This is a genomic window from Paraburkholderia sediminicola (assembly GCF_046027825.1).
Lineage (GTDB): Bacteria > Pseudomonadota > Gammaproteobacteria > Burkholderiales > Burkholderiaceae > Paraburkholderia > Paraburkholderia sediminicola_D.
This window is the reverse complement of record NZ_JAQQDU010000025.1, coordinates 24,051-47,058: the sequence shown is the minus strand read 5'-3', so window position 1 is coordinate 47,058 and position 23,008 is coordinate 24,051. Positions and strand designations below refer to the sequence as shown.

Here is a 23,008-nt window from a genome sequence, read left to right as displayed (position 1 = left end):
AACAACGCGATGGCGTGCGTCTGTCCGCTTTCGCTTATGCCGTCTCTTCGAGACCGAAGGGCGCGAGAGAACCGCGCCCTGCCCGCACCAGCACAGGGGCAGCGCCGGTCAGATCGATCACCGTCGACGGCTCGCACACACACGGGCCGCTATCGATCACCAGGTCCAACTGTTTCTCGAGCTGCTCGCGGATCTCTTCCGGGTCATTCAGCGGCTGGGTTTCGCCCGGCATGATCAACGTGGAGCCGAGCAGCGGCTGGCCGAGTTCTTCGAGAATCGCCAGCGTGATCGCATGATCCGGCACCCGCAGACCGATCGTCTTGCGCGACGGGTGCGACAGGCGGCGCGGCACTTCCTTGGTGGCCTGCAATACGAACACGTAAGGGCCCGGCGTGACCGACTTGATCAGGCGGTACTGCCGGTTGTCGACCATCGCGAAGTTCGACAACTCCGACAGATCGCGCACCAGCAACGACAGCAGGGCCTTCTCGTCGAGCCCGCGAATCCGCCGCAGACGCTCGACCGCGTCCTTGTCGTCGAGATGGCAGGCGAGCGCGTAGCTCGAATCCGTTGGCAACGCGACGACGCCGCCATCATTGATGATTTGCACCGCCTGTTTGACGAGGCGCGGCTGTGGATTATCCGGATGAAGCCGAAAGTATTGGGACATGTTGACTAACGGTGGCTACAGGTGGCGACGGACGGAAAGTCGGGCAAAAGCACGCCCTTCGGACGAGGGCCTTCGCGCAACGCGTGCCGACGTGGCACGGCGCGCGATCACAACCAGCGTTCCCAGACGGGCTTGAGATCGGAAGGCAACTGCGGCAGCGTGCCGAGATCGACACGGCCTTCGCCAGGTGCATGGAAGTCGGAACCGCGCGACGCTTCGAAGCCGAAGCGGCGTGCGACATCGGCGTATTCGCGGTACTGATCCGGCGTGTGGCTGCCCGTCACTACTTCGATCGCCTTACCGCCCAGGTCGATGAACTCGGAAAAAAACGCGTCGAATTCGACCGGGGAGTACGCATAGCGACCCGGGTGCGCGATGATCGCCTCGCCGCCGGCCGCCTGAATCCAGCCAACCGCGTCCGCCAGTTTCGCCCAGCGATGCGACACGTAGCCAGGTTTGCCGTCGCCGAGGAAGCGGTTGAACACGTCTTGCGTCGAGCTGGCGTAGCCGTTTTCGACCATGAAGCGCGCGAAGTGCGTGCGCGAGATCATGTCCGGGTTCGAGACGTACTTGAGCGCGCCTTGATAGGCGTCGGGGATGCCGAGCGTGGCCAACTGTTCGCCAATGGCTTCCGCACGAGCGGCGCGGCCGTTACGGGTGCGCGCGAGGCCATCGATCAGGATCGAACTGGTCGGATCAACGCCGAGACCGACGATGTGCACAGTGCGCGAAGCCCATGTCACCGAGATCTCCACGCCGCTCAGGTAGCCCATGCCGAGCGCCTCAGCGGTGCTGCGCGCTTCGTGCTGGCCGCCCAGTTCATCGTGATCGGTCAATGCCCAGAGCGTCACACCGCCCGCGTGCGCGCGGCGCGCGACATCTCCCGGCGCGAACTGGCCGTCGGAAACGGTGGAGTGACAGTGGAGGTCGGCGTTCATCTTTGTCTTGAGAAAGTTCTGCCCTCATTTTACTGCAACGCAGTAAGTGACCGTCGAGCTATCTCGCGAACTGGACCTCGCATCGAAACCTTCTTGCAAGGTTCAGGCGCAAAAACCCTCGATCAGCGCGGCCACCTGCTCCGGCTGGTCGTGGTGCACCATGTGCCCCGCTTCGTCGATGATCTTCTCGCGCCAGTTCGGGAAAGCCTCGAAACGCGCCTTGAATTCGTCGAGCGGAATTTCGCCGGCGATCTGTGCGAGCGTCGGCGAGTTAGCGGCCTCGACGTGCAGCACTTTGGCGGTGACCTTGCGCCACACGGCCATCACCTCGTCGAGGCGGTACAGGGTCGGCCCGCGCAGTTTGTGCGCCGGATCGGCGAGCAGCATGAAACGCCCTTCGCCATCCGGCTTGGACCAATGCTGCGCGAGGAACTGCGCGCGCTGCGGAGCGAGGCGCGGGTTGGTCTTGATCAGGCGACCAGCGACGTCATCCAGCGTCGCATAGCGCTTCAACTGCGGCGGATCGCGCAACTCGTCGAGCCAGGTGCGAAGACGCTTGGGCGCTTGGGCCGAGTGCGACGGCGCGAGACCAAAGCCTTCCAGATCGACCACGCGGCGCACCCGCTCCGGCCGCACGCCGGCATACAGGCAGACGATGTTCGCGCCCATGCTATGGCCGACCAGATTGACTTCGCCGGTCGGTGCATAGTGGTCGAGCAGCGCGTCGAGATCGGCAACGTAGTCCTGGATCCAGTAATTGCCGCCGCCGCGCTCGGCGACCGGCCAGTCCGACAGGCCGAAGCCGCGCATATCGGGCGCAATCACCTGCCAGTCGCCGCCCAATGCGTCGACGACGAACTGGAACGACGCTGCCACATCCATCCAGCCGTGCAGCATGAACAGCATCGGCGCATCCGGATTGCCCCAGCGCCGCGCGTGCAGACGGATGCCGCGCACGGAAATGAATTCAGACTTGGAGGTATTCATGAACAGCGCGCCCGAAAAAAGAATGGTCGTTCGATTATAACGAGATAGCCGGGCGATGCGTGCGGTCGGGCTATGGAAGAAGGTTTCAGTCGCTGATGGCCGCAGGGGCCGCAGGGCCCGGCTGCTCAGCGTCGAGACCAGCCAGGGCGACCAGCGCGGCCAGTTCGGCGTCGTCGAAACCGGCGTCGCGGCGCGCTTCGAAATTGAACGGACCGCGTAATTTCGGTGCGTGATACTGATCGGCGAGGCGCGTGTAGGTGGCGTGCGGATCGAGGCCGCCCGCGTCGCACAGATGGCGGAACCAGCGGTTGCCGATCAGCACATGGCCGATTTCGTCGCGCAGGATCACGTCGAGAATCACGGCGGACGCGTGGTCACCCGCCTGCTGCAGGCGGGCGCGAATCGGCGGCGAGGCGTCAAGGCCGCGCGCTTCGAGGGTGCGCGGCACCAGCGCCATGCGCGCCAGCACGTCGCCACGGGTGCGCTCGCACATATCCCAGAGGCCGTCGTGCGCGGGAAAATCGCCGTAGGCATAGCCGAATTCCGCGAGCCGCGCGACCAGCAGCGAGAAGTGATGCGCCTCTTCAGCGGCGACTTTGAGCCAGTCGGTGTAGAAGGCGGCGGGCATGCCGGCGAAACGCCAGACGGCGTCGAGCGCGAGATTGATGGCGTTGAATTCGATGTGCGCCAGCGCGTGCAGCAAGACGGCCCGCCCTTCGGGCGATTGCATGCTGCGGCGCTTCAGTTTGCGCGGATCGACCAGTTCGGGGCGTGCGGGACGGCCCGGCAGGTCTGCCGGCTCGGCAAGTTCGAGGTCGGCGGGACAGGCGAGACTGCCGTCGAGCACCGCGGCGTATAACGCGCGGGCTGCGGCTGCCTTGGTGGCCGGGTCGATTTCGCGCAATGCGGCCAGCGCTGAGAGACGCGCGCAATTCGCGCGATTCGAATCACTATCCGGATTCGATTGCGGCGGAGCTGGCGGGACAGACGGACGAGCGGAAATCATGGCAACCAGGTTGGCAAAGGGAACGGCAGGAACGGCAACAGGCAAAACGGGAGGCGCGGCGCTCGCTACGACTTGCGCAGGACGGCTTGCGGCGTCGCCAAGCGGCCCAACCACACAACCGTTTACAATACTCGATTCGACCATCTCGCGTGCCTGGTGCGCGGGGCCGGCGGGACAAAGCGGCCGTCGGGGCGGTTTCGGGCGTTTTGCAGCCCGCTTCGTAACCCTGTTTGGCGGCCCTATTTGGCACCCCATTTTGCAGTGCCACCGCAGCCCCTAGCCAGCCCGCGCAGCGCGTAGCGACCGATCAAGAGGAGACACCGTGACAATTTACAAGCTTGGCGCAGCAGCCCCGACCATCCACGAAAGCGTGTTCGTCGCGGATTCGGCGAACATTATCGGCAATGTGACGCTCGAGGAAAATTCGAGCGTCTGGTTCGGCGCGACGCTTCGCGGCGACAACGAGCCGATCACGCTCGGCGCGGGCAGCAACGTCCAGGAAAACGCGGTGTTGCACACCGACCCAGGCTTCCCGCTGACGATCGAGCCGAATGTGACGATCGGCCATCAGGTCATGCTGCACGGCTGCACGATCAAGGAAGGCTCGCTGATCGGAATTCAGGCCGTGGTCTTGAATGGTGCGGTAATCGGCCGCAACTGTCTGGTCGGAGCGGGCGCCATCGTCACCGAAGGCAAAGTGTTTCCCGACAATTCGCTGATTCTCGGCGCGCCCGCCAAAGTGGTGCGCGAACTGACCGAGACGGATATCGCCAATATGCAGCGCGGCACGGCAAGCTATGCTGAGCGCCGCGAATATTTCAAGGCGCAGCTCGTGCGTATCGGCTAATCAGCCGGGCGCGCGGCGCGCACGGCGCAGCATCAGGCTGCGTCATTCGACCGAGGAAAAGTTGTGAGCGACCAGTTGCAAAAATTCATGTTCAGCGCGGCGCCGGTGCGCGGCGAGATCGTTTCGCTGCGCAATACGTGGCAGGAAGTGCTGACGCGCCGGGACTATCCGGCGCCCGTGCGGACGATTCTGGGCGAGATGATGGCCGCGTGCGCGCTGCTTTCGGCGAACCTCAAGTTCGACGGCACGCTCGTCATGCAGATTTTCGGGGACGGACCGGCCAAGATGCTGGTGGTGCAGTGCAGCTCCGATCTGTCGATGCGCGCCACCGCCAAGCTCTCCGGCGAGGCTGGCAATACGATCGGCGACGACACAACCATGATCGACCTGGTCAACGCGAGCGGCCATGGCCGTTGCGTGATCACGCTCGACCCGCGCGACAAGCAGCCCGGCCAGCAACCGTATCAAAGTATCGTGCCGCTGTCGGGTGTGGACGGCCCGCTCAAGTCGATGTCCGAAGTGCTCGAGCACTACATGCATCACTCGGAGCAGCTCGACACACGCCTGTGGCTCGCGGCAAACACCGAACGCGCCGTCGGCATGCTGCTGCAAAAGCTGCCGGGCGACGGTGGCATCGTCCCTCATCCGGGCGATCTGGACGCGGACACATGGGAGCGCGTCTGCACGCTCGGCGGCACGATGTCGCAAGACGAACTGCTGAAAGAAGAACCGGCAACGATTTTCCGCCGCCTGTTCTGGCAGGAGAACGTGCAGCATTTCGAACCGGCCATGACGCGCTTCGAATGCAGCTGTTCGCGCGAAAAAGTCGGCGCGATGCTGAAGATGCTGGGCCGCGAGGAAGTAGACGGCGTGATCGAAGAGCGCGGTCACGTCGAGATTCATTGCGAATTCTGTAATCAACGGTACGAATTCGATCCGGTCGACGTGGCGCAACTTTTTGTCGCCAATGCGCTCTCAGAAGGCGTGACACCGGCTGCCGACCAGCGGCACTGAAGAGCAGCGCAGGTGGTGGTTTTTACACCGGTGTACGGCAGTCAATGACGCGCCGCCTGCTGCCTTTTCAGGGTGCGTGCGGCGCGTTATCGTCGATCATTGCGTTGGATCGTTGGCGGGTGCGCTGCACATGTTTTGCTTAGGCATCCGACCGATGGAGATCAAAATGAATTTCCCTACTTCATTGAAACATGGCATGCGCACGGTCACCATGCTGACAGTCGTCGCCGGCAGCGCTGCGCTGACGGGCTGCGTGATGGACCCACCGGGCCCGTCGCCGATTTATAGCCGCCTGCCGGCCGACCAGTCGGGCATGACCAGCACCGCCCGTCCGCTCACGCCAGAAGAACGCGAGCGCTACGATGCAATCGACCGTCAGGTGTTGTCGGATCAGAATCAGGCCATTGCCGCCGAGAACGCCGCTCAGGCGTACTCACGTTATTACTCGCCGCCTGTCAGCGTGTACGGCAGCTATTACGGCGGCGGTTGGGGGCACGGCTGGGGTACGGGTGTCGGCGTAGGCTACTCGCCGTACTGGGGCTGGTAAGTCAAAGCGAACTGGCCAGCCTGAATAGGCTCAGTGCGTGGCCTTCTTGTCTTTCGCCGCCTTGGCGGCATGCTTGCGATCCGGCTTCGCGCGCGACTCCGGATTCGGCACCACATGAAGCGGCGCCGCCGACACCTCACCGCGCGTAGACGTGGTCACCGAAGGCGTGTTCGTATTCGGCAAGGGCGCGTTCGGCGAGACAAACTGCACGAACACTTCGCCGTCCTTCACCATGCCCATTTCGTAACGCGCCCGCTCTTCCACCGCGGCCGTGCCGCTCTGCAAATCCTGGACTTCACCCTCAATACGCTCGTTGCGCAGCTTCGAATCAGTGTTCTTCTGCAGTTGCTGCGCCAGTTGCTGCTGCAACTCGTGCACGCGCAACCAGCCGCCATGCCCCCACCAGAGCGGGTACTGGATCAGCGCCAGTAGAACGATCAGGACAGCAGTGACAAGCCGCATGAAGTAAGCACAATAAATACACGCCGCCCTGCGCTATACGCAGGGCGGCGGGGTCAATCAGAAACGAAGGATAACCGGCTCATCGGTCGGCGCTAGCAAACAAGCCATTAGCGCAGATTGTAGAACGCCGACTTGCCCGGATAGCTGGCGATATCACCGAGGTCTTCTTCGATGCGCAGCAACTGGTTGTACTTCGAGATGCGGTCCGAACGCGACAGCGAACCCGTCTTGATCTGACCGGCATTCAGGCCGACCGCGATATCCGCAATCGTCGAATCTTCGGTTTCGCCCGAGCGGTGCGAGATCACAGCCGTGTAGCCAGCGCGCTTCGCCATTTCGATCGCCGCGAAGGTTTCCGTCAGCGTACCGATCTGGTTGATCTTGATCAGGATCGAGTTGGCGATGCCCTTCTCGATGCCTTCCTTCAGGATGCGCGTGTTGGTGACGAACAGGTCGTCGCCCACCAGTTGCACCTTCTTGCCGAGCTTGTCGGTCAGGATCTTCCAGCCGGCCCAGTCGCTTTCGTGCATGCCGTCTTCGATCGAGACGATCGGGAACTTGTCGGCCAGGTTCGCCAGGTAGTCGGCGAATTCCGTTGACGACAGTTGCAGGCCTTCGCCAGCCAACTGGTACTTGCCGTCGTGGTAGAACTCGCTCGCTGCGCAGTCGAGTGCCAGCAGCACGTCTTCACCGGCGCGGTAGCCTGCCTTTTCGATGGCTTGCAGGATGGTCGACAGACATTCGTCGTTGCTGCCGAAGTTCGGCGCGAAGCCGCCTTCGTCGCCTACGGCCGTGCTCATGCCGCGGTCGCTCAGGATCTTCTTCAGCGCGTGGAACACTTCGGCGCCGCAGCGCAGTGCTTCGCGGAAGGTCGGCTGGCTCACCGGCACGATCATGAATTCCTGGATGTCCAGGCTGTTGTTGGCGTGCGCGCCACCGTTGACGATGTTCATCATCGGCACCGGCAGTTGCATTGCGCCCGAGCCGCCGAAGTAGCGGTACAGCGGCAGGCCGGCTTCTTCAGCAGCGGCCTTCGCGACAGCCATCGAAACGGCCAGCATGGCGTTCGCGCCGAGGCGCGACTTGTTGTCGGTGCCGTCGAGTTCCAGCAGGGTCTTGTCGAGGAAGGCCTGCTCGGAAGCGTCGAGGCCCATGATCGCTTCGGAGATTTCGGTGTTGATGTGCTCGACGGCCTTCAGCACGCCCTTGCCGCCGTAACGGCCAGCTTCGCCGTCGCGCAGTTCGATCGCTTCGCGCGAGCCCGTCGATGCACCCGACGGCACCGCAGCGCGGCCCATCGTGCCCGACTCGAGCAGCACGTCGCATTCGACGGTGGGGTTGCCTCGCGAATCGAGAATCTCTCGACCGATGATATCTACGATAGCACTCATGGTTTCCTCAAGAAATGACGTTGAATTCTCTACTGTGAAACTGCACCGGGCACTGCTGGTCTCCCCAGCACACTACGCGCCCTGATGCTTTCGACGACCATCGCGTGCATTCGCCGCATGCCGACTGAGCCGATTATGCTGGCCAATCGTGACACGCCGCGAACACCTGAATCAGTTGAAATCGCTTTCGAGGAACGGCGCGCGCTTGACGGCCTGATCGAGCGTAACAAGCGTTTCGAGCAGATCGGCCATGCGATGCAACGGCACCGCGTTCGGCCCGTCCGACTTGGCTTCCGCAGGATTCGGATGGGTTTCCATGAAGAGACCCGATACGCCGACGGCAACTGCCGCACGCGCCAGCACCGGCACGAATTCGCGCTGACCGCCCGAGCTCGTGCCCTGCCCACCCGGCAACTGCACCGAGTGAGTGGCGTCGAACACGATCGGCGCGTTGGTTTCGCGCATGATCGCAAGCGAACGCATGTCCGATACGAGGTTGTTATAGCCGAACGACACGCCGCGTTCGCACGCCATGAAACGGTCTTCCGAGAGACCCGCTTCACGCGCCGCATCACGCGCCTTGTCGATCACGTTCTTCATGTCGTGCGGTGCGAGAAACTGGCCTTTCTTGATGTTGACCGGTTTGCCCGAACGCGCGCAAGCGTGGATGAAGTCCGTTTGACGGCACAGGAAAGCGGGCGTTTGCAGGACGTCGACCACCGACGCGACCTGCTCGATTTCGTGCTCGGCGTGCACATCGGTCAGCACCGGCAAGCCGAGCTGCCGCTTCACTTCCGACAGGATGCGCAAACCTTCGTCCATGCCCAGACCGCGAAACGACTTGCCGCTGCTGCGGTTGGCCTTGTCGTACGACGATTTGTAGATGAACGGAATGTTCAGCTTCGCGCAGATTTCCTTCAGCCGGCCCGCTGTGTCGATCGTCATCTGCTCCGATTCGACGACACAGGTGCCCGCGATCAGGAAAAACGGCTTGTCGAGCCCGATCTCGAAATCGCCCAGTTTCATGCTTTCTCCTCGACGCCCGCCAGTTGATGCGCAAGCGCCGCTTCGACGAACGACTTGAATAGCGGATGGCCGTCACGCGGCGTGGACGTGAATTCCGGGTGGAACTGCACGCCGACGAACCACGGGTGCATGCTGCGCGGCAATTCCATCATTTCCGGCAGATCTTCACTCGGGGTACGGGCGCTGATGATAAGGCCACCGGCTTCGAGCTGGGGCACGAAACGGTTATTGACCTCATAACGGTGACGATGGCGTTCGTTCACATCCTTGCCATAGATCTCCTCGGCCATCGTGCCGGGCTTGATCGGGCAACGCTGCGAACCGAGGCGCATCGTGCCACCCAGATCCGATTCTTCGGTGCGCTTCTCGACCTTTCCTTCACGGTCGTACCACTCGGTGATCAGCGCGACCACGCGGCTTTCGGTTTCCTGATCGAACTCGGTGCTGTTCGCGTTCTTCAGGCCGACCACGTCGCGGGCGAATTCGATCACGGCCAGTTGCATGCCGAGGCAGATGCCGAGATACGGCACCTTCGCTTCGCGTGCATAGCGGATCGCGGCAATCTTGCCTTCGGTGCCGCGACGGCCGAAGCCACCCGGCACGAGCACGGCATCCAGATGCTTGAGGCTCTCGACGCCTTGCGTCTCGATCTCTTCCGAATCGATGTACTCGATGTTGACCTTCGTCGACGTATGCATCGACGCATGGCGCAGCGCTTCGATCAGCGACTTGTACGACTCGGTCAGATCGACATACTTGCCGACCATGCCAATCGTGACTTCGTGCTTCGGATGCTCGAGCTTCTCAACCAGACTCGACCACATCGACAGATCGGCCGGCTTCGGCGCGAGCTTGAGCTCTTCGCAGATGATCGCGTCCAGACCCTGGTCGTGCAGCATCTGCGGAATCTTGTAGATGCTGTCGGCGTCCCACACGGAAATCACCGCGTCTTCGGGCACGTTCGAGAACATCGAGATCTTCGCGCGCTCGTCGTCCGGAATGCGGCGGTCGGCGCGGCACAGCAGCACGTGCGGCGAGATACCGATTTCACGCAGTTTCTGCACGCTGTGCTGGGTAGGCTTGGTTTTCAGCTCGCCTGCGGTGGCGACCCAGGGCACCAGCGTGAGGTGCACGAAGCACGCGCTGTTGCGGCCCATGCGCAGGCTCATCTGACGCGCAGCCTCGAGGAACGGCAGCGATTCGATGTCACCCACGGTGCCGCCCACTTCGACGATGGCGACATCCGGCTCACCGCACGTCGCGGAAGCCGCGCCGCGTTCGATGAACGCCTGGATTTCGTTGGTGATGTGCGGAATGACCTGCACCGTCTTGCCGAGATAATCGCCGCGGCGTTCCTTGCGGATCACCGATTCGTAAATCTGGCCCGTGGTGAAGTTATTGGCCTTGCGCATCTTCGTGCTGATGAAGCGCTCATAGTGGCCAAGGTCGAGGTCAGTCTCCGCCCCATCTTCCGTCACGAACACTTCGCCGTGTTGAAACGGACTCATCGTGCCGGGGTCGACGTTGATGTAGGGATCGAGCTTGAGGAGGGTGACTTTAAGACCGCGCGATTCGAGGATCGCGGCGAGGGAAGCGGCGGCAATACCCTTGCCGAGGGAAGATACTACGCCGCCGGTGACGAAAACATATTTGGTCATCGCTGGATGCTCGCGGGAAAAACGGATTATACCGTAAAGCAGGGTCTCAACCCAGCAAAATCCGAGCGACATCTGTACGCGCCAATGCTACGGCGGCGGCAATCGCCGCGCGCCGATCATGCACCGTTTTTTGCGGCGGCGCCCAACCGTACTAGCGGGCCGCGCCGCCACCACTGCCGTCGCGGCGCCTCTTATAAGCAGGCTGCCGCGCCAGTGGGCTCGCGCGCCGCGCATAGCCTTAAGTTCGCCGCTCCAGTTCGCGCAACATCCGCTGCACGGCGCGCGCAGTTTCGAGCGGTTTTTCCATCGGATACAGATGGCTGCCTTCGATCCATTCCACATGACCGCTCGCCGCGCGGCGCGTGGCGTCCAGACCCGCCTGGCGCACCTCCTTTGAATGCGTGCCGGCGATGAACCCGACCGGCACCGGCGCGCCGCGCGCGAGGCGGGGCCCAAGCGTATGCGGCAAGGTCTTATAGATCTGATACTCGGTGCGCCGGTCGAAAGCGAGCGACCGGGCGCCGTCGGGCGAACTTTGCGGGATGCCGAAGTCGATGTAGTCGGACAGCATCCGCTCGTCCCAGCGCGCGAACGCCGGCTTCGAGTGGAAATGCCGCCACGCCTCGTCACGGCTCGCCCACTGCGTACGGCGCGTGCGGGTGGCGGCCGCAGGCGACAGGCGCTCGTCGAGTCCGGTCCATTGCGACACCCGCAGCATGCTGCTGCGCCAACCGGCGATCACGGGCGAATCGAGCATCACCACGCCCCTCACCCATTGCGGCTTTTTCAGCGCGGCCATCAGCGACAGGTAGCCGCCCAGCGAATGACCGACCAGCCACACCGGCTGCTCATACGACCGGCCGACGTCGTCGAGCAGTTGCTCGACCAGATGCGGCCAGTCCTGCGTGACCGGATAACGCGCGTCATGACCGATGCGCTCGATTGAGCGCAGCGCATAGTCGTCGGCGAGTTCAGCGAAGATCGTCCGGTATGTCGACGCAGGGAAACCATTCGCGTGCGAGAAGTGGATGATGTTTTTCAACTGCGGCTATCTCCGTTCTGTTTTAGCGCGCGGGCGTGGGTCCTGGCTTACCGTGCAGGCTCCGGGTCCAGCGGCGCATTTGTTCTCTATCTGTACGGCCGGTAATCCATCAGCGATCCATCCAGTAGCGGCGCTGCGTGTCGCGATAACGCTCGAGCGTCAATGTCCCGCCGCTCAGGCCGCGCCCGGCTCCCGCGCTCGCTCCGGGGCGTCCCTCGCGCCCGAGGTTCGGGTTGAGATCCAGGCTGGAAGCCGGCTTGACGTCGACCCGCACCGCGCCGTCCGCATCGCTGCGTGCAAGCTCGATGTGCCGCGCCTTGTAACGCTCGAACACACCCGCGTTTGGATGATGAAATCGGTTGCGATAGCCTACCTGAAATAGCGCGACGAGCGGGTCGATAGAATCGAGGAACGGCTCGGTCGACGAGGTCTTGCTCCCATGATGCGGGAGGACCAGCACCTGGGCGCGCAATGCGTCGCGATCGCGCGCGAGCAGGACACGTTCGGCCGGCGCTTCGATGTCCGCCGTCAGCAAGGCTGCCATGCGCGGCGGCGCCGTTTGAACATGGCCGGCCGGTATGCTCCCTGCACCCACGCTGCCCTCCGCAGGCGGCATGCTCCCGACATCAGGCGGGTTCACTGCGACGGGCAGGCTCGCCTCGTCAGGTAACGTACTTATCCGCAACACGCAGCAATGCGCATTGGGTTTGCCTTGCAGCGGCCCGGCATCCGGCCAGAACATCGCGAACTCGACGCCGTCCCACTGCCAGCGCTGCCCCGCCGCACAGGGCACCGTATCCGCGCCGCGTTGCCTTGCGTTCGACCACAGCGGATTCGTCGGCGCCAATGCCGCCACCATTTGACGCACCTGGATCGCGTCCAGTACAGCCGGCGCGCCGCCCGAGTGATCGGAGTCGGCGTGGCTGATGATCAGCGTATCGAGCGCCGTGACGCCGTGTGCCTGCAAAAACGGCACGACAACCCGTTCGCCCGCATGCGTCGATTCCGGCCCCGGCCCGGCGTCGAACAGCAGCGTATGATGCGCCGTTTCGACCAGCACCGAGCTGCCTTGACCGATATCCAGCGCCGTCAAACGGAAGCTGCCATGCGGCGGCCCGGACGGTGCCGGCATCAGCAGCGGCAGCCACGTGAGCGGTGCGGCCCAGCGCAGCGGCCAGCCACGCGGCGCCAGACACCAGAGGACGCCGACCGCCGCCGCGGCGAGCGCCCAGGCGTCCGGCTGCGGCAATCGCCAGAGCGTCCATGCTGGTCCGGACAGCATCTGCAAGCCCGCGGCCAGCAGGTCGAGCAAGGCATGCGCGGCGCGAAAGGCGTAGGCATCGAAGGGGGCGGGCAACGCGACGCCTGCCAATACCGCCGGCGTCACCAGCAGACTCACCCACGGAATCGCGAAGGCGTTCGCGAGCGGGCCGATCAACGGAATCAGCGCGAACCAGTAGACGGTGAGCGGCGCAAGCGCCACGGTCACCGCGAACTGCACATGCGCGGCGCTGCGCAGGCGCTCAACGAACGCGCGAACGCGACGGCACAGGCCAGACCTGAGGCGAGAGAGCGCTGTCGGCGTCACGCCGCCCTCGCCCTCTTCGTCGCGACGCTGCTCGTGATCCTGCACATGGGGCCGTCCCGACATCGCGAACACAATCGCCGCCACCGCACAGAACGACAGCCAGAATCCCGCCGCTACGACCGCCCACGGATCGATCAGCAGCACCAATCCCAACGCCCACGCCAGCACCACCGATCGCGCGACGTTACGCCCGCTGACAAACGCGAGCGCCACCACAGACGCCATCCACAGCGCGCGCTGCGCCGGCACGTTGAAACCGGCCAGCGCCGCATGCAGCCCGGAGAACAACGCGCCGCCCGTCACCGCGACGACCTGCGCGGGCAGCAACAACGGCCAGTTGCGTCCGATGAACCCCGAACGCCGCCACACGGCACCGGCGAGCCACCCCGCAAGACCTGCGGCAAAACCAATATGCAAGCCCGAAATCGCAAATTTACGGTTATGAACACATATAATCTCAGGCTTGTACTTTCGCTTTGGAAAACCCGTCATGCCTGTCGCATATAGCTATGTTCGCTTCTCCACGCCTGAGCAAGCCAAGGGTGACAGCCTTAGACGCCAACGCGAACTGTCCGAGAACTACGCACTTCGGAACGGGTTGACGCTGGACACAACCCTGACCTTTCATGACCTTGGCATCTCTGCGTTCAAGGGAAGCAACGTCGAACGGGGACGGCTCGGCGCGTTCCTTGAAGCTTGCGATACCAGTCTGGTTGCTCCGGGCAGCTATCTCTTAGTTGAATCGCTCGACAGGCTTTCACGGGAAACTGTGATGGATGCGTTCGACCTGTTCCGGTCGATCCTGAAAAAGCAAATCAACATTGTCACGCTAACTGACAACCGCGTGTATTCCAGCCGCACGACAGAAATGACGGACTTGATTATCAGTCTGACCGTGATGTCCCGTGCCCACGAAGAATCGTTGACAAAATCCAAACGGCAACGGGCTGCATGGAGTAACAAACGAGCGAACATCGGAACCAAGAAACTGACGGCACGTTGTCCGCTTTGGATGAAACTGAACGACGCTAGAACTGAGTTTGAATTCATTCCTGACCGTGTTGAACTTGTGAAGGAAATCATTGCCCTTGCCAAGAACGGTTGTGGTCAGGCAATCATCGCGAAGATGTTGAACGAACGTGGAACACCGGCATTCTCTGGGAACGTGAAGGGTTGGTGGCCGAGTTATATTCAAAAAATCCTGACCTCGAAGCAGCTTCACGGAGAGTTCCAACCGGGTATCACTAAAGACGGTCGCACCATCGCAAACGGTGAACCGATTGAAGACTATTATCCCGCACTGATAACCAAAGAAGAATTTTATTCACTTCAGGCATTCAGATCACAGAACTATGTTGGTGGTGGACGAGCGAGGAAAGGGTCTACCGTGCCAAATGTCCTCAGCGGATTATTGCAGTGTGGTTACTGCAACGGACCGATGACGATATCAGGCGCAGCAGCGAAGAGAATTAAGACCTCTGTTGGCGATGTGATGCGACCACCCAAGAAAGTATTGGTGTGTGATGCTGCAAGGCGTGGCATGGGCTGCTATGCGGTGCAATGGGGATTCAACGACTTCGAAACATCGTTCATGAGTTTCGCCCGAGGGATTGACTTAGATTCGTTGCTTGCTGATCTTCCAAAAGATTCAGGATTACCGGCACCGATCAAACTGGAAGACAAAGTTAGAGCCATCGACGAAGAGTTGATTGATATCCAGAAGAAAATTGAACGCCTTCTTGATTTGGTGATGGAAGGTAATACACCGGCATCCGTAAATTCCCGTATCGCCAAACTCGAATCCGAAAAGAACAATGCGGAAACAACGCGGGAAAAGTTGTTGATCGAAATTCAGCAGCGCAAAGATTCAGGCACTGATTCACAAGAATTGGCACGTGCCACGAAATCATTGATTGAACAGATGAATAATGTCGGGGATGAAGACCGATTTAGGGTCCGTGCTGCACTATCCGCACAACTAAGAAGGTTTATTGAATCGGTAAAATTGTATCCGGCTGGTCGATTGGTTTCCGCTGAATTCATCGCGAACATGAGGACATCACTGATCGAACAAGACTTCAGTGAAGACCGCATTGATAAATATCTTGAATCGTTTCAAACCGAACCCAAACGTCAGGGACGTGGAAACCGTGGCAGGTATGCTTCACGTAAAGACATCGCCCGATTATTCACGATCACGACCAAGAATGGTGGTGTGCGAGTAGTTTCACCGAACTTCGATGACCCGACCATTGCCGTAGTGGAGTTGGGGTTCGGCGATGACAAGTAACTTCAAAGGATAAATATGCTCTGTTTTGCAGCTTTCGCCGTACTGATTGGACTTGTCTGACTATTTTAATAACAGGGCCATTAAATCGTTAGTGGGCCGGAAATTGATGCGGACCAACATATTCCGGCACGCCTACTTTTCCGCAAGCGTCATCAATCAATCTGATGAATTCGCGTGCATCAGAAAAGTAATTCCTGAATGCAAGTCTCACTTCGTCGCTAGAATCTGCACGCACCAGCACGATATCCCTATCTGGCATTTGCTTTTCCAATTCGAACAACGCTCGTAAAGCTTCAGGTGCGTCCCTGTACGTCTTCACTTCCAAGGCACTGGTTTCCGAGAAAATCAGAATCGTGTTCTTGTTACCTGATATTTCTCCCTTGGCCTCATTCAAACCCCTGAGTGTCTGTAACAGTCCGACTGCATGATCTGCGGCTAGAAATTCTTCAAGGACCTCGCGATCACCTTTTTCCGGGTACGGACCTTTAAGTCCCTCATGTGCTCGCGTCAGCATTTCGCTCGCGAGACTCATAGCGTGCTCATACCGCTTATCTCCCTGCTGAAATTTTGGCTGGCTTTCAGTAACAAATCCTATTACTTCAACCGCCGTCGCCCACGCGTGTTGAACCAAAGTTCTATATTGGATTTCAATGTATAAACCCGTTAAATGCTTGCCCGTCTTTGAATTGACATTATATTCATAAACATCATGAATACCGCGATACCCGGTTTCCTTCGGTTGCGCGATGTAATTGTATTTGTCTGGATCATTCCGCAAGTCGTGATTAAAACGCGCCTTATGGAATCGACTGCGGAATTGGTGCAGATCGTCGAGATTTTCGAAAATCAGCCGACATCCAGCTACATCGTCCATTCTCCCCAATTGCATATCCGGCAAACGCGTCAACTTACCGAAGATCGTGTTCTTACGCTTATGCCGTTGCGCGACCGTGATTTTGGTACCTTTCGTTCGGGTTCGCAATACTGCCTGAAACGTATTCAAAACACCGCGATGCGCCGCTCGCCATTCTTCGATAACTGCAAGGTCTTCGGCAGTGGCCGCATTATCGCGCACGTTATTACCGGCGCGATTTACCCGTTTTCGTGATCCGCCGGGAAAGGTGACGATGTCGTTCATTTTTTAAATATTGGTCTAGGTTACGTAGCAGCGAACAATACTACAGCCAGACCACCATGACCTTCAAAATTCTCGGCATTTCCAACAAAAGGGAGACGGATGACAATCTTGTGTTTCCCCTTCTCGATCTGCCACGCAAGATATTTGTGACGTTTGTACCAGACCTGCATGGTGGGTTCAGCGCGGAGACTTGACGGTCAGTGCAGCAGTTCGCCATTGGCTGGTACGCATCCAGCGTCGGCCACGGTGGGCACCGCTGTCGGCGCACCGAAGTCGATAAGCCCGTCGTCGCTGTAAGTCTGGACGATAAATTCCAGCAAGGACGCAAACCGGTTAACGACGGCGACGAAGTTTCCGGCAATCAGGCCATGCGCGTATGGCATGACGTAGGCCACGCTCAGGTCTTCGTCTTGGTCCACGGTGAAGACTGGCAGAAACACTTCTTCGTTAAGCCGCTTCGCCAGTTCGTGCTTCTGGTCGATGGGCGCTTGCCGATTCAGTGGCATATAGGTGCTGAACCGGATGAACTTCCGGTCCGTGATGATGGAAATGCGATAGCCGATGCCGTTCTCCGTGCGCAGCGAGATTCCATCAGGCTGGACCTTGTACGGCACCAAGCCGCTGTCGCGGAGATGTGCGTCAAGGGTTTCGATGGTGATGTCGGACTCAGTGAAGGTTTTCGTCAATAGGCTCTCCCGTTAGTTTGAAATCTTGTGAAGCGAAAACAACGTGCCGCCTTGCGCTCATGACGCCGCCATGAATTGACGGATCAACGGTTCAACAGGGTCAAAGCCGCGCAACTGCTGCAACCAGCGCACCGGAATGCCGTCAACGCCGTACTTGATACCAGCCAGACCGCCCGCCACTGCCGCAGTCGTATCGGTGTCGTGGCCGAACAGGATCGCGGTGCGTACTACGTCTTCGAACGAGTCTTCTTCCACTGCCTGACGGGCAGACCAGATCGTATCAAGCACGTATCCAGTTCCACGCGACTGATCGATCTTCGGAAAGCGTCTCAGCACGTCCAGTTCGACGAGAAACGCCTTCCGTGCCGGTTGGTCGGACCACAGGGCATAAATTTCTTCGAGACGCTGGTCGGCCCATGACCAAGGGTCGGCGAGTGACTGCAAGTAACCGCGTGCAACGAGACAGTAGAACGCACATGCGACCAGCGAACGCGGGTGGGCGTGCGTAGGCAGCGATGTCAGGTGAGCGTCGCGGACCAGTGCTTCGTCCGAGCCTTGATGCCACAAGGCCAACGGTAGACAGCGCATGACTGACCCGTTTCCGTTGTCCCATTCGGACGCGCCGCCCGATTCACGCGGTGACGTACCGTCGCGCAACTGCGCGAGTGCCTGTGCGGTTTGTGTACCCACATCGAACACATCTCCGTCAACCGCATGATAACCGTCATCCAGCCAGCGCAGCAGCCGTTCGGAGAAGTCGGTGAGTGAGAATTTCCCACATTCAAGAAGGCTGGCAAGCAGGCAAAGGGCTTGTGCACCGTCGTCGCTGTACGTGCCAGCAGGAACAGCGGCATGTGATCGCCGGAAAGTGATTGGCATGGTCATTTCGATCCGATCTCTCGGCGGAATCTGTTCCGGCTTCTTAAACTCGAAACTCACGCCGAGTGCGTCTCCGACCAACAGACCAATCAAACCCCCAATCCTCGGGTCCGTGAAACCACGCAACCCAACATAGCCTTTCTCATTGTTCATCTGATCTCCCCAAGACACGTCAAGGTACTCGACCGGCGTCCAACAAAGGACTCACCAAAGAGAAAACCGCCTTCAGGCTTCTGCCATCTGGCGGTCTTGTAATGCCGAACCGGCACGCGCGGATCGAACAGTCGTTGCTACATAGCTGAAAGCTTCTGAATGCGTGCTTCCATTATCTTCGTCAAGCAGGCGGCATCAGTGCACGCGTTGCGCTCCGTCGTTAGCCAGTTACGTTGATCCGCCTTCAGGGCACTCGGGTCACTCGATTTCGAGCGGGCAGCACTGTACGCCGCCGCTAAACGCCGGTCGGCATCCGCAGTCTCGGGCGAGGAACAGATGAGTGTCTCAATCTGCGACGATGCCCGACCACAGTCAAACGAAGCGACGATGGCGGCAGACGGTGCCGGTTGTACGACAGGTTTCGCATCTGCGTGTTCGGTCACGTTCAGCACCTGCGGCTGCGGTTGTGCGGCCTCAGTCTGCGAAGCCACCGCTTCGGCGACAACGGGCTGAGACGCCGCCGATTGCTGGACGGCGTTGTCAGTTGCAGGAATCGCATCCGACGCGGACGTACTGGCGTCGGATGCAGACGGATCGGAAGCAACCGGTTGCTGCTGTTCGACGACCAGCGCATCTGACGCCGGGTTAGCGCCGGTCTGCACAGAGGATGCAGCCGCAGACGCGGACTCTGTCGTCCCCGCAGCGGTCGTTGCCTGCGGATTCAGCACGTCTGTAACCATGTCGTTGAGTGGCAATAGCAATGCCATTGGCACCATCAGGACAAGAAGAAGGCCGCCCATACAAATCAGTTGCGGTCCCAACTGCCAGAACAGGAGTTGATCGGTGTAATTGCTGAAACTGGTACCGATGATTACGTTGGGCTTCACGTCCTTTCGATACCGGTTCGCGATCTTGTACATCCACGGACCGATGACCAGATACAACAGGCCGAAGACCCCCGCGAGTGCGGCGTACTTAATCCCGACAGTCTTGAACGCCCATAACGCCACTACAGCGAACGGCAATGCGCCCAAGATGGCGAAACCCTTTGCATCTTTCTTCTCATTCTTCGCTTCCTTGACGACGGCACGTGCCTTCGCAACTGCGGCAGCCAGATCGGCCCCACAGTGTTTGCATCGAAGCGCAGCGTCCTGAATATCCTCGGCGCAGTAAAAGCATTTCTTCATTTTTGGTCCCCCTTTGATTCTCGATTTCCTTGCTGGAACGCCGTTCAAGCCCGCTTGCGGCGATCAATGGTGTTCCAACGCCACTTGACAAGCGCGCAATACTACCAAATCGGTAGTATCAGGCAAATGCTAAAAAACGACGATTCCTGTCTTCGCCCCACTGAAGGCTGGATATGTCGGTATTCGCGAAACGGTTGAAACAGGTGCGTCAGCGTGCCGGGCTTTCGCAGGAAAAGCTAGGCATCGAAGCCGGACTTGATCCGATGTCGGCCAGCGCACGCATGAATCGATATGAACTTGGTAAGCGAGCGCCGGATGCGCAACTTGTCGAGAGGATCGCTGCCGTACTTAGGACGCCCGTAGCGTACTTCCACGCTGTCGAGGACGACGAAGCCGAACTTCTGCTGAAGTATCACCGACTGCCGAAACGGCAACGCACGAAGGTGATCGCGTTCATAGATGAGCTATCCGGGTAGGCCATGTGGACGCAGGCGTAGGGAGCGGCCCGCATCAAGCCATAGTGGTGTTCATGTGCCGCGTGACTTGCGACGATCCGACCAGTCAATCAGTGCGCACGGCACGCCATCGGGTCCAAGTCGGCCTTGTTCGACGGATTCTTTCTCTTCAGCCAGACGCGCAGTACCGACACTCGCATTCAACTGGGCACTTGCTATTGATAGACCCGAACGAACACGCATAATGGTTTGCCGACTGGTCTTCATGTCCCGTGCAATCTGTGCAACGGGGACACCGGTGTTCAATCGTTCGATGACCGCCGCACGCTGCGCGTCGGAAAGTGCGGACGGACGCCCGAATGTCTTTCCTTCGGACTTTGCACGTTGAAGACCGGCCTGAGTTCGTTCAATAAGAAGATCGCGTTCGAATTCGGCGACGGCGTTAATGACTTGCATTGTCATTCGACCAGCCGGACTGGTCAGGTCCACACCGCCAAGGGCCAGACAGTGAACGCGAACCCCGATGGATGCCAGTCGTTCGACCGTGGACCGTACATCGATGGCGTTTCTGCCTAGCCGGTCGAGCTTAGTCACGATAAGCACATCCCCGTCTTCTAGACGATCCAGCAACTTCGCGAAGCCTTTGCGTTCCATTGCCGGTACGGAGCCAGAAACTGTTTCCGTGATGACCCGCTGCTTCACTACTGCAAACCCGGCTGTTGCGATCTCTTGTACTTGATTGTCCGTCGTCTGATCGGCGGTCGATACCCGGCAGTAAGCGAAGATTCGTGTCATTCACACCCCAATGTGTCCGAAAGTCATGTACGAATCATACATGCTGTCCGATATGTTTACAAGCTATATTTCGTACATACTGAAATTGGGGTGTACGACATCGGTCGATTTCGGACATCGTCAACATCGCTCTACCAACCACGACTACGGACGTGGATACCCGGTTCGGGATGTGTCCTTCCGGCACGGCGGTTCGACATGCGTCGTGTCTGGTCCCGTGCGGAACCACCTGAGAACCGGTTCGGCTATGGCACACTTGTCGCGAACCACCGCATGCTGAATCGATCCGCTATTCTTCGCACAACGTATACGAAAAACGGGGCCAACATGTCCGGGAGCAGCGGCGAAGAACTAACGCCATCCACAGACGAATGCACATTGCCGACTGTCCCGAACATCGACAAGTTGCGCGAAACGGTATTGGGACGTTCGGAGCGCGACGAACAGGAGATCGTCAGCTATTTCGAGTGGCAGTCGAACAAAGGGCGCGGCGACGACGATCCGATCACCGTCCGCCACTTGGAGAAGATGAAGACCGAGGTCGTCTTCGGCAGGCGATACGAGGTCTGGGATGTGCATGCCACCGATGGCAGGTGGTGGGTCGTCACCAACCCAACGAACTTGTATTCGCAAACCGAGTTCCCGAGCCTTGACTACCTGCTGTCCTTCCACATTGGCCTGATGGCCCGCCTTGCATCGCGCGATGCCCGCAAGGCTGGATCACCAAATCAAGATCGGTTTGCCGCAGCATGGCGTCGGTGGGAACAAGCGGCGTCCGCCATCGATAACGCATCAGAAGCCGAGGACTTTCAAGCGGTCGGGATGAAGTGTCGCGAATGTCTTTTGACGTTTGTCGCTAGTGCGCCCGAGTACGTCGAACTGCCGGACGGTGCCACGCTTCCAAAGCGCGGGAACTTCACGGAATGGGCGGAACTGATCGCGGACTGGTCGGCACCGGGTAAGCACTCGAAGGACATACGTGCGTATCTGAAGCAGTTGTCAGGTTCGGCATGGGGCTTGGTGAACTGGCTTACGCACACGTCCAATGCGGTCGCCATCGATGCGGAACTGGCGATGGACGCGACGCATCATGTGCTTGAAGTGTTCTCTGCTGCCGTCGTGAGAAAAGAATCTGCACGGCCCGACCGGTGTCCCCGTTGCTCGTCCTATCAACTCGCCAGCTTCTATGCTCCCGAGCTTGGATCGGACCCACCGTATGTAACGGTATGTCGCGCGTGCGAATGGGAATCGGTAGCTCCACCAGACGACGTTGAGACCGAATGACGACGCAGCCGGAAATCACAAAATATGTATCGATACTTCCTTGATGGCATGGTGCATCCCGAACGGGCGCAGATACCAGATCGCCGCATCTCCGCGAAGTTCAGGCACGCCGCATCTGGCGTCGATGCAAAAGGCGACGTTCGAATCCTTCTCAATCAGGTCGCCGTCTGGGTCGAAACCGATGTTGAGTGGAACGCACTGGACCTGAGAAACGTCGTGAAGTACTTGGTCCAGTTGGAGATGGACATGGTGGGCTACGTTTTGGGCCACTCCTACGATGTCGAAATACGACGGGCGATCTGCCCGGAAACCGGCCTTGATGTCGTCTTCGGTATCGACGTACCGTGCGTCAGCGAACTACATCGCGGTGTCGATCTGGACCGTCGTATTGCAGCGATGCGTCCCAAACTTCAGGGCGAATCGGGCGTATTCATCCATCGTTGCTTGCGGGACCTTATCACGGCGATGAAGGAACCCGACGACGTTGCGTTCCACTGTTACCGCGCCATCGAATCGCTGCGACATCACTGCATCGCCACCCGATCACTGGACCCGAAAGACAAGGCGACGCAGTGGAACACCCTACGTCAGATCGCTGGCTGCGATGAATCTGCCACGCGGTTACTGGAAACCGCAGCGCGGGCACCACGTCACGGACAACCCGATGTTGTCCCGGAAACAGATGCCGTCAAGCTGCTGACAACGGCATGGGCCATCGCAGACGGATACATCCTCAACTGCTGATGCTGCCTGTCAAGGCTGACATTGTGCTTGAGTGGACCTGTAGCTGACATACGAACAAGTTGTCGAATCGATCAAGTTACCGGTGTCGGACCGCGAGATAGCGGCATACACCAGCTTCACGTACACCGTGGGAAACAACGCTGCGACGCGTACACGGCACTATCGCTACTAAATTCGGGAAGACATCTGGCAGCTTGCGCCGAATTCAAGAAATGGGGCTA

20 protein-coding genes and 2 pseudogenes are annotated in these 23,008 nt (G+C 59.7%); 7 read left to right on the top strand and 15 right to left on the bottom strand.

The genetic code is table 11. The features are described 5' to 3' along the window. Positions 1-34 precede the first annotated feature (34 nt). The 4 genes from PQQ96_RS15920 to PQQ96_RS15905 form a co-directional block, all read right to left on the bottom strand. A complete protein-coding gene (locus tag PQQ96_RS15920; RefSeq protein ID WP_408293405.1) occupies positions 35-670 on the bottom strand; it encodes an L-threonylcarbamoyladenylate synthase in 636 nt (211 codons plus the stop codon). Positions 671-777: 107 nt separating this feature from the next. Continuing rightward, positions 778-1,608: a 3',5'-nucleoside bisphosphate phosphatase gene (locus PQQ96_RS15915; protein WP_408293403.1), complete on the bottom strand. Its 831-nt coding sequence runs from the start codon at positions 1,606-1,608 to the stop codon at positions 778-780. Between the two features lie 102 nt (positions 1,609-1,710). Then, positions 1,711-2,595 carry an alpha/beta fold hydrolase gene (locus tag PQQ96_RS15910; RefSeq protein WP_408293400.1) on the bottom strand — a complete coding sequence of 295 codons (885 nt, stop codon included), beginning with the start codon at positions 2,593-2,595 and terminating at the stop codon, positions 1,711-1,713. Between the two features lie 85 nt (positions 2,596-2,680). After that, positions 2,681-3,601 carry a ferritin-like domain-containing protein gene (locus PQQ96_RS15905; RefSeq protein ID WP_408293397.1) on the bottom strand — a complete coding sequence of 307 codons (921 nt, stop codon included), beginning with the start codon at positions 3,599-3,601 and terminating at the stop codon, positions 2,681-2,683. 322 nt (positions 3,602-3,923) lie between these two features. Between PQQ96_RS15905 and PQQ96_RS15900 the strand changes: the two genes are divergently transcribed. The 3 genes from PQQ96_RS15900 to PQQ96_RS15890 all read left to right on the top strand — a co-directional run bounded on the left by PQQ96_RS15900 (position 3,924) and on the right by PQQ96_RS15890 (position 6,009). Then, positions 3,924-4,448, top strand: coding sequence for a gamma carbonic anhydrase family protein (locus PQQ96_RS15900; protein WP_408293394.1), 525 nt, complete (start codon positions 3,924-3,926; stop codon positions 4,446-4,448). A gap of 63 nt (positions 4,449-4,511) precedes the next feature. After that, positions 4,512-5,462, top strand: coding sequence for an Hsp33 family molecular chaperone HslO (hslO, locus tag PQQ96_RS15895; RefSeq protein WP_408293391.1), 951 nt, complete (start codon positions 4,512-4,514; stop codon positions 5,460-5,462). 166 nt (positions 5,463-5,628) lie between these two features. Then, positions 5,629-6,009 carry a hypothetical protein gene (locus PQQ96_RS15890; RefSeq protein ID WP_408293389.1) on the top strand — a complete coding sequence of 127 codons (381 nt, stop codon included), beginning with the start codon at positions 5,629-5,631 and terminating at the stop codon, positions 6,007-6,009. 30 nt (positions 6,010-6,039) lie between these two features. Here the strand turns inward: PQQ96_RS15890 and ftsB are convergent, their stop codons facing one another. The 6 genes and pseudogenes from ftsB to PQQ96_RS15860 all read right to left on the bottom strand — a co-directional run. After that, positions 6,040-6,471 carry a cell division protein FtsB gene (ftsB, locus tag PQQ96_RS15885; RefSeq protein WP_408293386.1) on the bottom strand — a complete coding sequence of 144 codons (432 nt, stop codon included), beginning with the start codon at positions 6,469-6,471 and terminating at the stop codon, positions 6,040-6,042. Between the two features lie 107 nt (positions 6,472-6,578). Further along, positions 6,579-7,862, bottom strand: coding sequence for a phosphopyruvate hydratase (eno, locus tag PQQ96_RS15880; RefSeq protein WP_054038196.1), 1,284 nt, complete (start codon positions 7,860-7,862; stop codon positions 6,579-6,581). Between the two features lie 171 nt (positions 7,863-8,033). Continuing rightward, positions 8,034-8,888: a 3-deoxy-8-phosphooctulonate synthase gene (kdsA, locus tag PQQ96_RS15875; protein WP_211610122.1), complete on the bottom strand. Its 855-nt coding sequence runs from the start codon at positions 8,886-8,888 to the stop codon at positions 8,034-8,036. Continuing rightward, the gene (gene pyrG, locus PQQ96_RS15870; RefSeq protein WP_408293383.1) at positions 8,885-10,546 is read right to left on the bottom strand and encodes a CTP synthase; all 1,662 of its coding nucleotides are present in this window, start codon (positions 10,544-10,546) and stop codon (positions 8,885-8,887) included. Before pyrG ends, kdsA begins: the two co-directional genes overlap by 4 nt. Before the next feature lie 238 nt (positions 10,547-10,784). Next, positions 10,785-11,588 carry an alpha/beta fold hydrolase gene (locus PQQ96_RS15865; RefSeq protein ID WP_408293380.1) on the bottom strand — a complete coding sequence of 268 codons (804 nt, stop codon included), beginning with the start codon at positions 11,586-11,588 and terminating at the stop codon, positions 10,785-10,787. A 109-nt stretch (positions 11,589-11,697) separates the two neighbouring features. Next, positions 11,698-13,605: pseudogene (locus PQQ96_RS15860) on the bottom strand (DNA internalization-related competence protein ComEC/Rec2); the annotation flags it as partial. Between the two features lie 61 nt (positions 13,606-13,666). Here PQQ96_RS15860 and PQQ96_RS15855 point away from each other — a divergent pair. Continuing rightward, positions 13,667-15,466, top strand: coding sequence for a recombinase family protein (locus PQQ96_RS15855; RefSeq protein WP_408293379.1), 1,800 nt, complete (start codon positions 13,667-13,669; stop codon positions 15,464-15,466). Between the two features lie 88 nt (positions 15,467-15,554). Here the strand turns inward: PQQ96_RS15855 and PQQ96_RS15850 are convergent, their stop codons facing one another. The 4 genes from PQQ96_RS15850 to PQQ96_RS15835 all read right to left on the bottom strand — a co-directional run bounded on the left by PQQ96_RS15850 (position 15,555) and on the right by PQQ96_RS15835 (position 19,509). Next, positions 15,555-16,604 (bottom strand): RelA/SpoT domain-containing protein, encoded by a 1,050-nt coding sequence (locus tag PQQ96_RS15850; protein WP_408293376.1) that lies wholly within the window; start codon positions 16,602-16,604, stop codon positions 15,555-15,557. Positions 16,605-16,801: 197 nt separating this feature from the next. Next, the gene (locus PQQ96_RS15845; protein ID WP_408293374.1) at positions 16,802-17,290 is read right to left on the bottom strand and encodes a YbjN domain-containing protein; all 489 of its coding nucleotides are present in this window, start codon (positions 17,288-17,290) and stop codon (positions 16,802-16,804) included. 57 nt (positions 17,291-17,347) lie between these two features. Then, complete coding sequence (locus tag PQQ96_RS15840) at positions 17,348-18,322, bottom strand: ADP-ribosylglycohydrolase family protein (protein ID WP_408293372.1); 975 nt, start codon at positions 18,320-18,322, stop codon at positions 17,348-17,350. A gap of 137 nt (positions 18,323-18,459) precedes the next feature. Then, positions 18,460-19,509: a lysozyme inhibitor LprI family protein gene (locus tag PQQ96_RS15835; protein WP_408293370.1), complete on the bottom strand. Its 1,050-nt coding sequence runs from the start codon at positions 19,507-19,509 to the stop codon at positions 18,460-18,462. Between the two features lie 173 nt (positions 19,510-19,682). Between PQQ96_RS15835 and PQQ96_RS15830 the strand changes: the two genes are divergently transcribed. Further along, positions 19,683-19,985: a helix-turn-helix domain-containing protein gene (locus PQQ96_RS15830; RefSeq protein ID WP_408293367.1), complete on the top strand. Its 303-nt coding sequence runs from the start codon at positions 19,683-19,685 to the stop codon at positions 19,983-19,985. Between the two features lie 201 nt (positions 19,986-20,186). Here the strand turns inward: PQQ96_RS15830 and PQQ96_RS15825 are convergent. Further along, positions 20,187-20,759: pseudogene (locus tag PQQ96_RS15825) on the bottom strand (recombinase family protein); the annotation flags it as partial. Between the two features lie 198 nt (positions 20,760-20,957). Between PQQ96_RS15825 and PQQ96_RS15820 the strand changes: the two are divergent. Both PQQ96_RS15820 and PQQ96_RS15815 read left to right on the top strand, forming a co-directional pair. Continuing rightward, a complete protein-coding gene (locus PQQ96_RS15820) occupies positions 20,958-22,043 on the top strand; it encodes a hypothetical protein (RefSeq protein ID WP_408293364.1) in 1,086 nt (361 codons plus the stop codon). Positions 22,044-22,067: 24 nt separating this feature from the next. Then, complete coding sequence (locus tag PQQ96_RS15815) at positions 22,068-22,787, top strand: DUF8168 domain-containing protein (RefSeq protein WP_408293361.1); 720 nt, start codon at positions 22,068-22,070, stop codon at positions 22,785-22,787. Positions 22,788-23,008: the final 221 nt, after the last annotated feature.

Excerpts from the sequence above, each read along its gene's own strand:
- ftsB (WP_408293386.1), bottom strand. The coding sequence starts at position 6,471 with ATGCGGCTTGTCACTGCTGTCCTGATCGTTCTACTGGCGCTGATCCAG.
- eno (WP_054038196.1), bottom strand. The coding sequence starts at position 7,862 with ATGAGTGCTATCGTAGATATCATCGGTCGAGAGATTCTCGATTCGCGA.
- PQQ96_RS15920 (WP_408293405.1), bottom strand. The coding sequence starts at position 670 with ATGTCCCAATACTTTCGGCTTCATCCGGATAATCCACAGCCGCGCCTC.
- PQQ96_RS15890 (WP_408293389.1), top strand. The coding sequence starts at position 5,629 with ATGAATTTCCCTACTTCATTGAAACATGGCATGCGCACGGTCACCATG.
- pyrG (WP_408293383.1), bottom strand. The coding sequence starts at position 10,546 with ATGACCAAATATGTTTTCGTCACCGGCGGCGTAGTATCTTCCCTCGGC.
- PQQ96_RS15910 (WP_408293400.1), bottom strand. The coding sequence starts at position 2,595 with ATGAATACCTCCAAGTCTGAATTCATTTCCGTGCGCGGCATCCGTCTG.
- PQQ96_RS15915 (WP_408293403.1), bottom strand. The coding sequence starts at position 1,608 with ATGAACGCCGACCTCCACTGTCACTCCACCGTTTCCGACGGCCAGTTC.
- PQQ96_RS15835 (WP_408293370.1), bottom strand. The coding sequence starts at position 19,509 with ATGAAGAAATGCTTTTACTGCGCCGAGGATATTCAGGACGCTGCGCTT.
- kdsA (WP_211610122.1), bottom strand. The coding sequence starts at position 8,888 with ATGAAACTGGGCGATTTCGAGATCGGGCTCGACAAGCCGTTTTTCCTG.
- PQQ96_RS15830 (WP_408293367.1), top strand. The coding sequence starts at position 19,683 with ATGTCGGTATTCGCGAAACGGTTGAAACAGGTGCGTCAGCGTGCCGGG.
- PQQ96_RS15820 (WP_408293364.1), top strand. The coding sequence starts at position 20,958 with ATGCGTCGTGTCTGGTCCCGTGCGGAACCACCTGAGAACCGGTTCGGC.
- PQQ96_RS15905 (WP_408293397.1), bottom strand. The coding sequence starts at position 3,601 with ATGATTTCCGCTCGTCCGTCTGTCCCGCCAGCTCCGCCGCAATCGAAT.
- PQQ96_RS15815 (WP_408293361.1), top strand. The coding sequence starts at position 22,068 with ATGTATCGATACTTCCTTGATGGCATGGTGCATCCCGAACGGGCGCAG.
- PQQ96_RS15855 (WP_408293379.1), top strand. The coding sequence starts at position 13,667 with ATGCCTGTCGCATATAGCTATGTTCGCTTCTCCACGCCTGAGCAAGCC.
- PQQ96_RS15850 (WP_408293376.1), bottom strand. The coding sequence starts at position 16,604 with ATGAACGACATCGTCACCTTTCCCGGCGGATCACGAAAACGGGTAAAT.
- PQQ96_RS15840 (WP_408293372.1), bottom strand. The coding sequence starts at position 18,322 with ATGAACAATGAGAAAGGCTATGTTGGGTTGCGTGGTTTCACGGACCCG.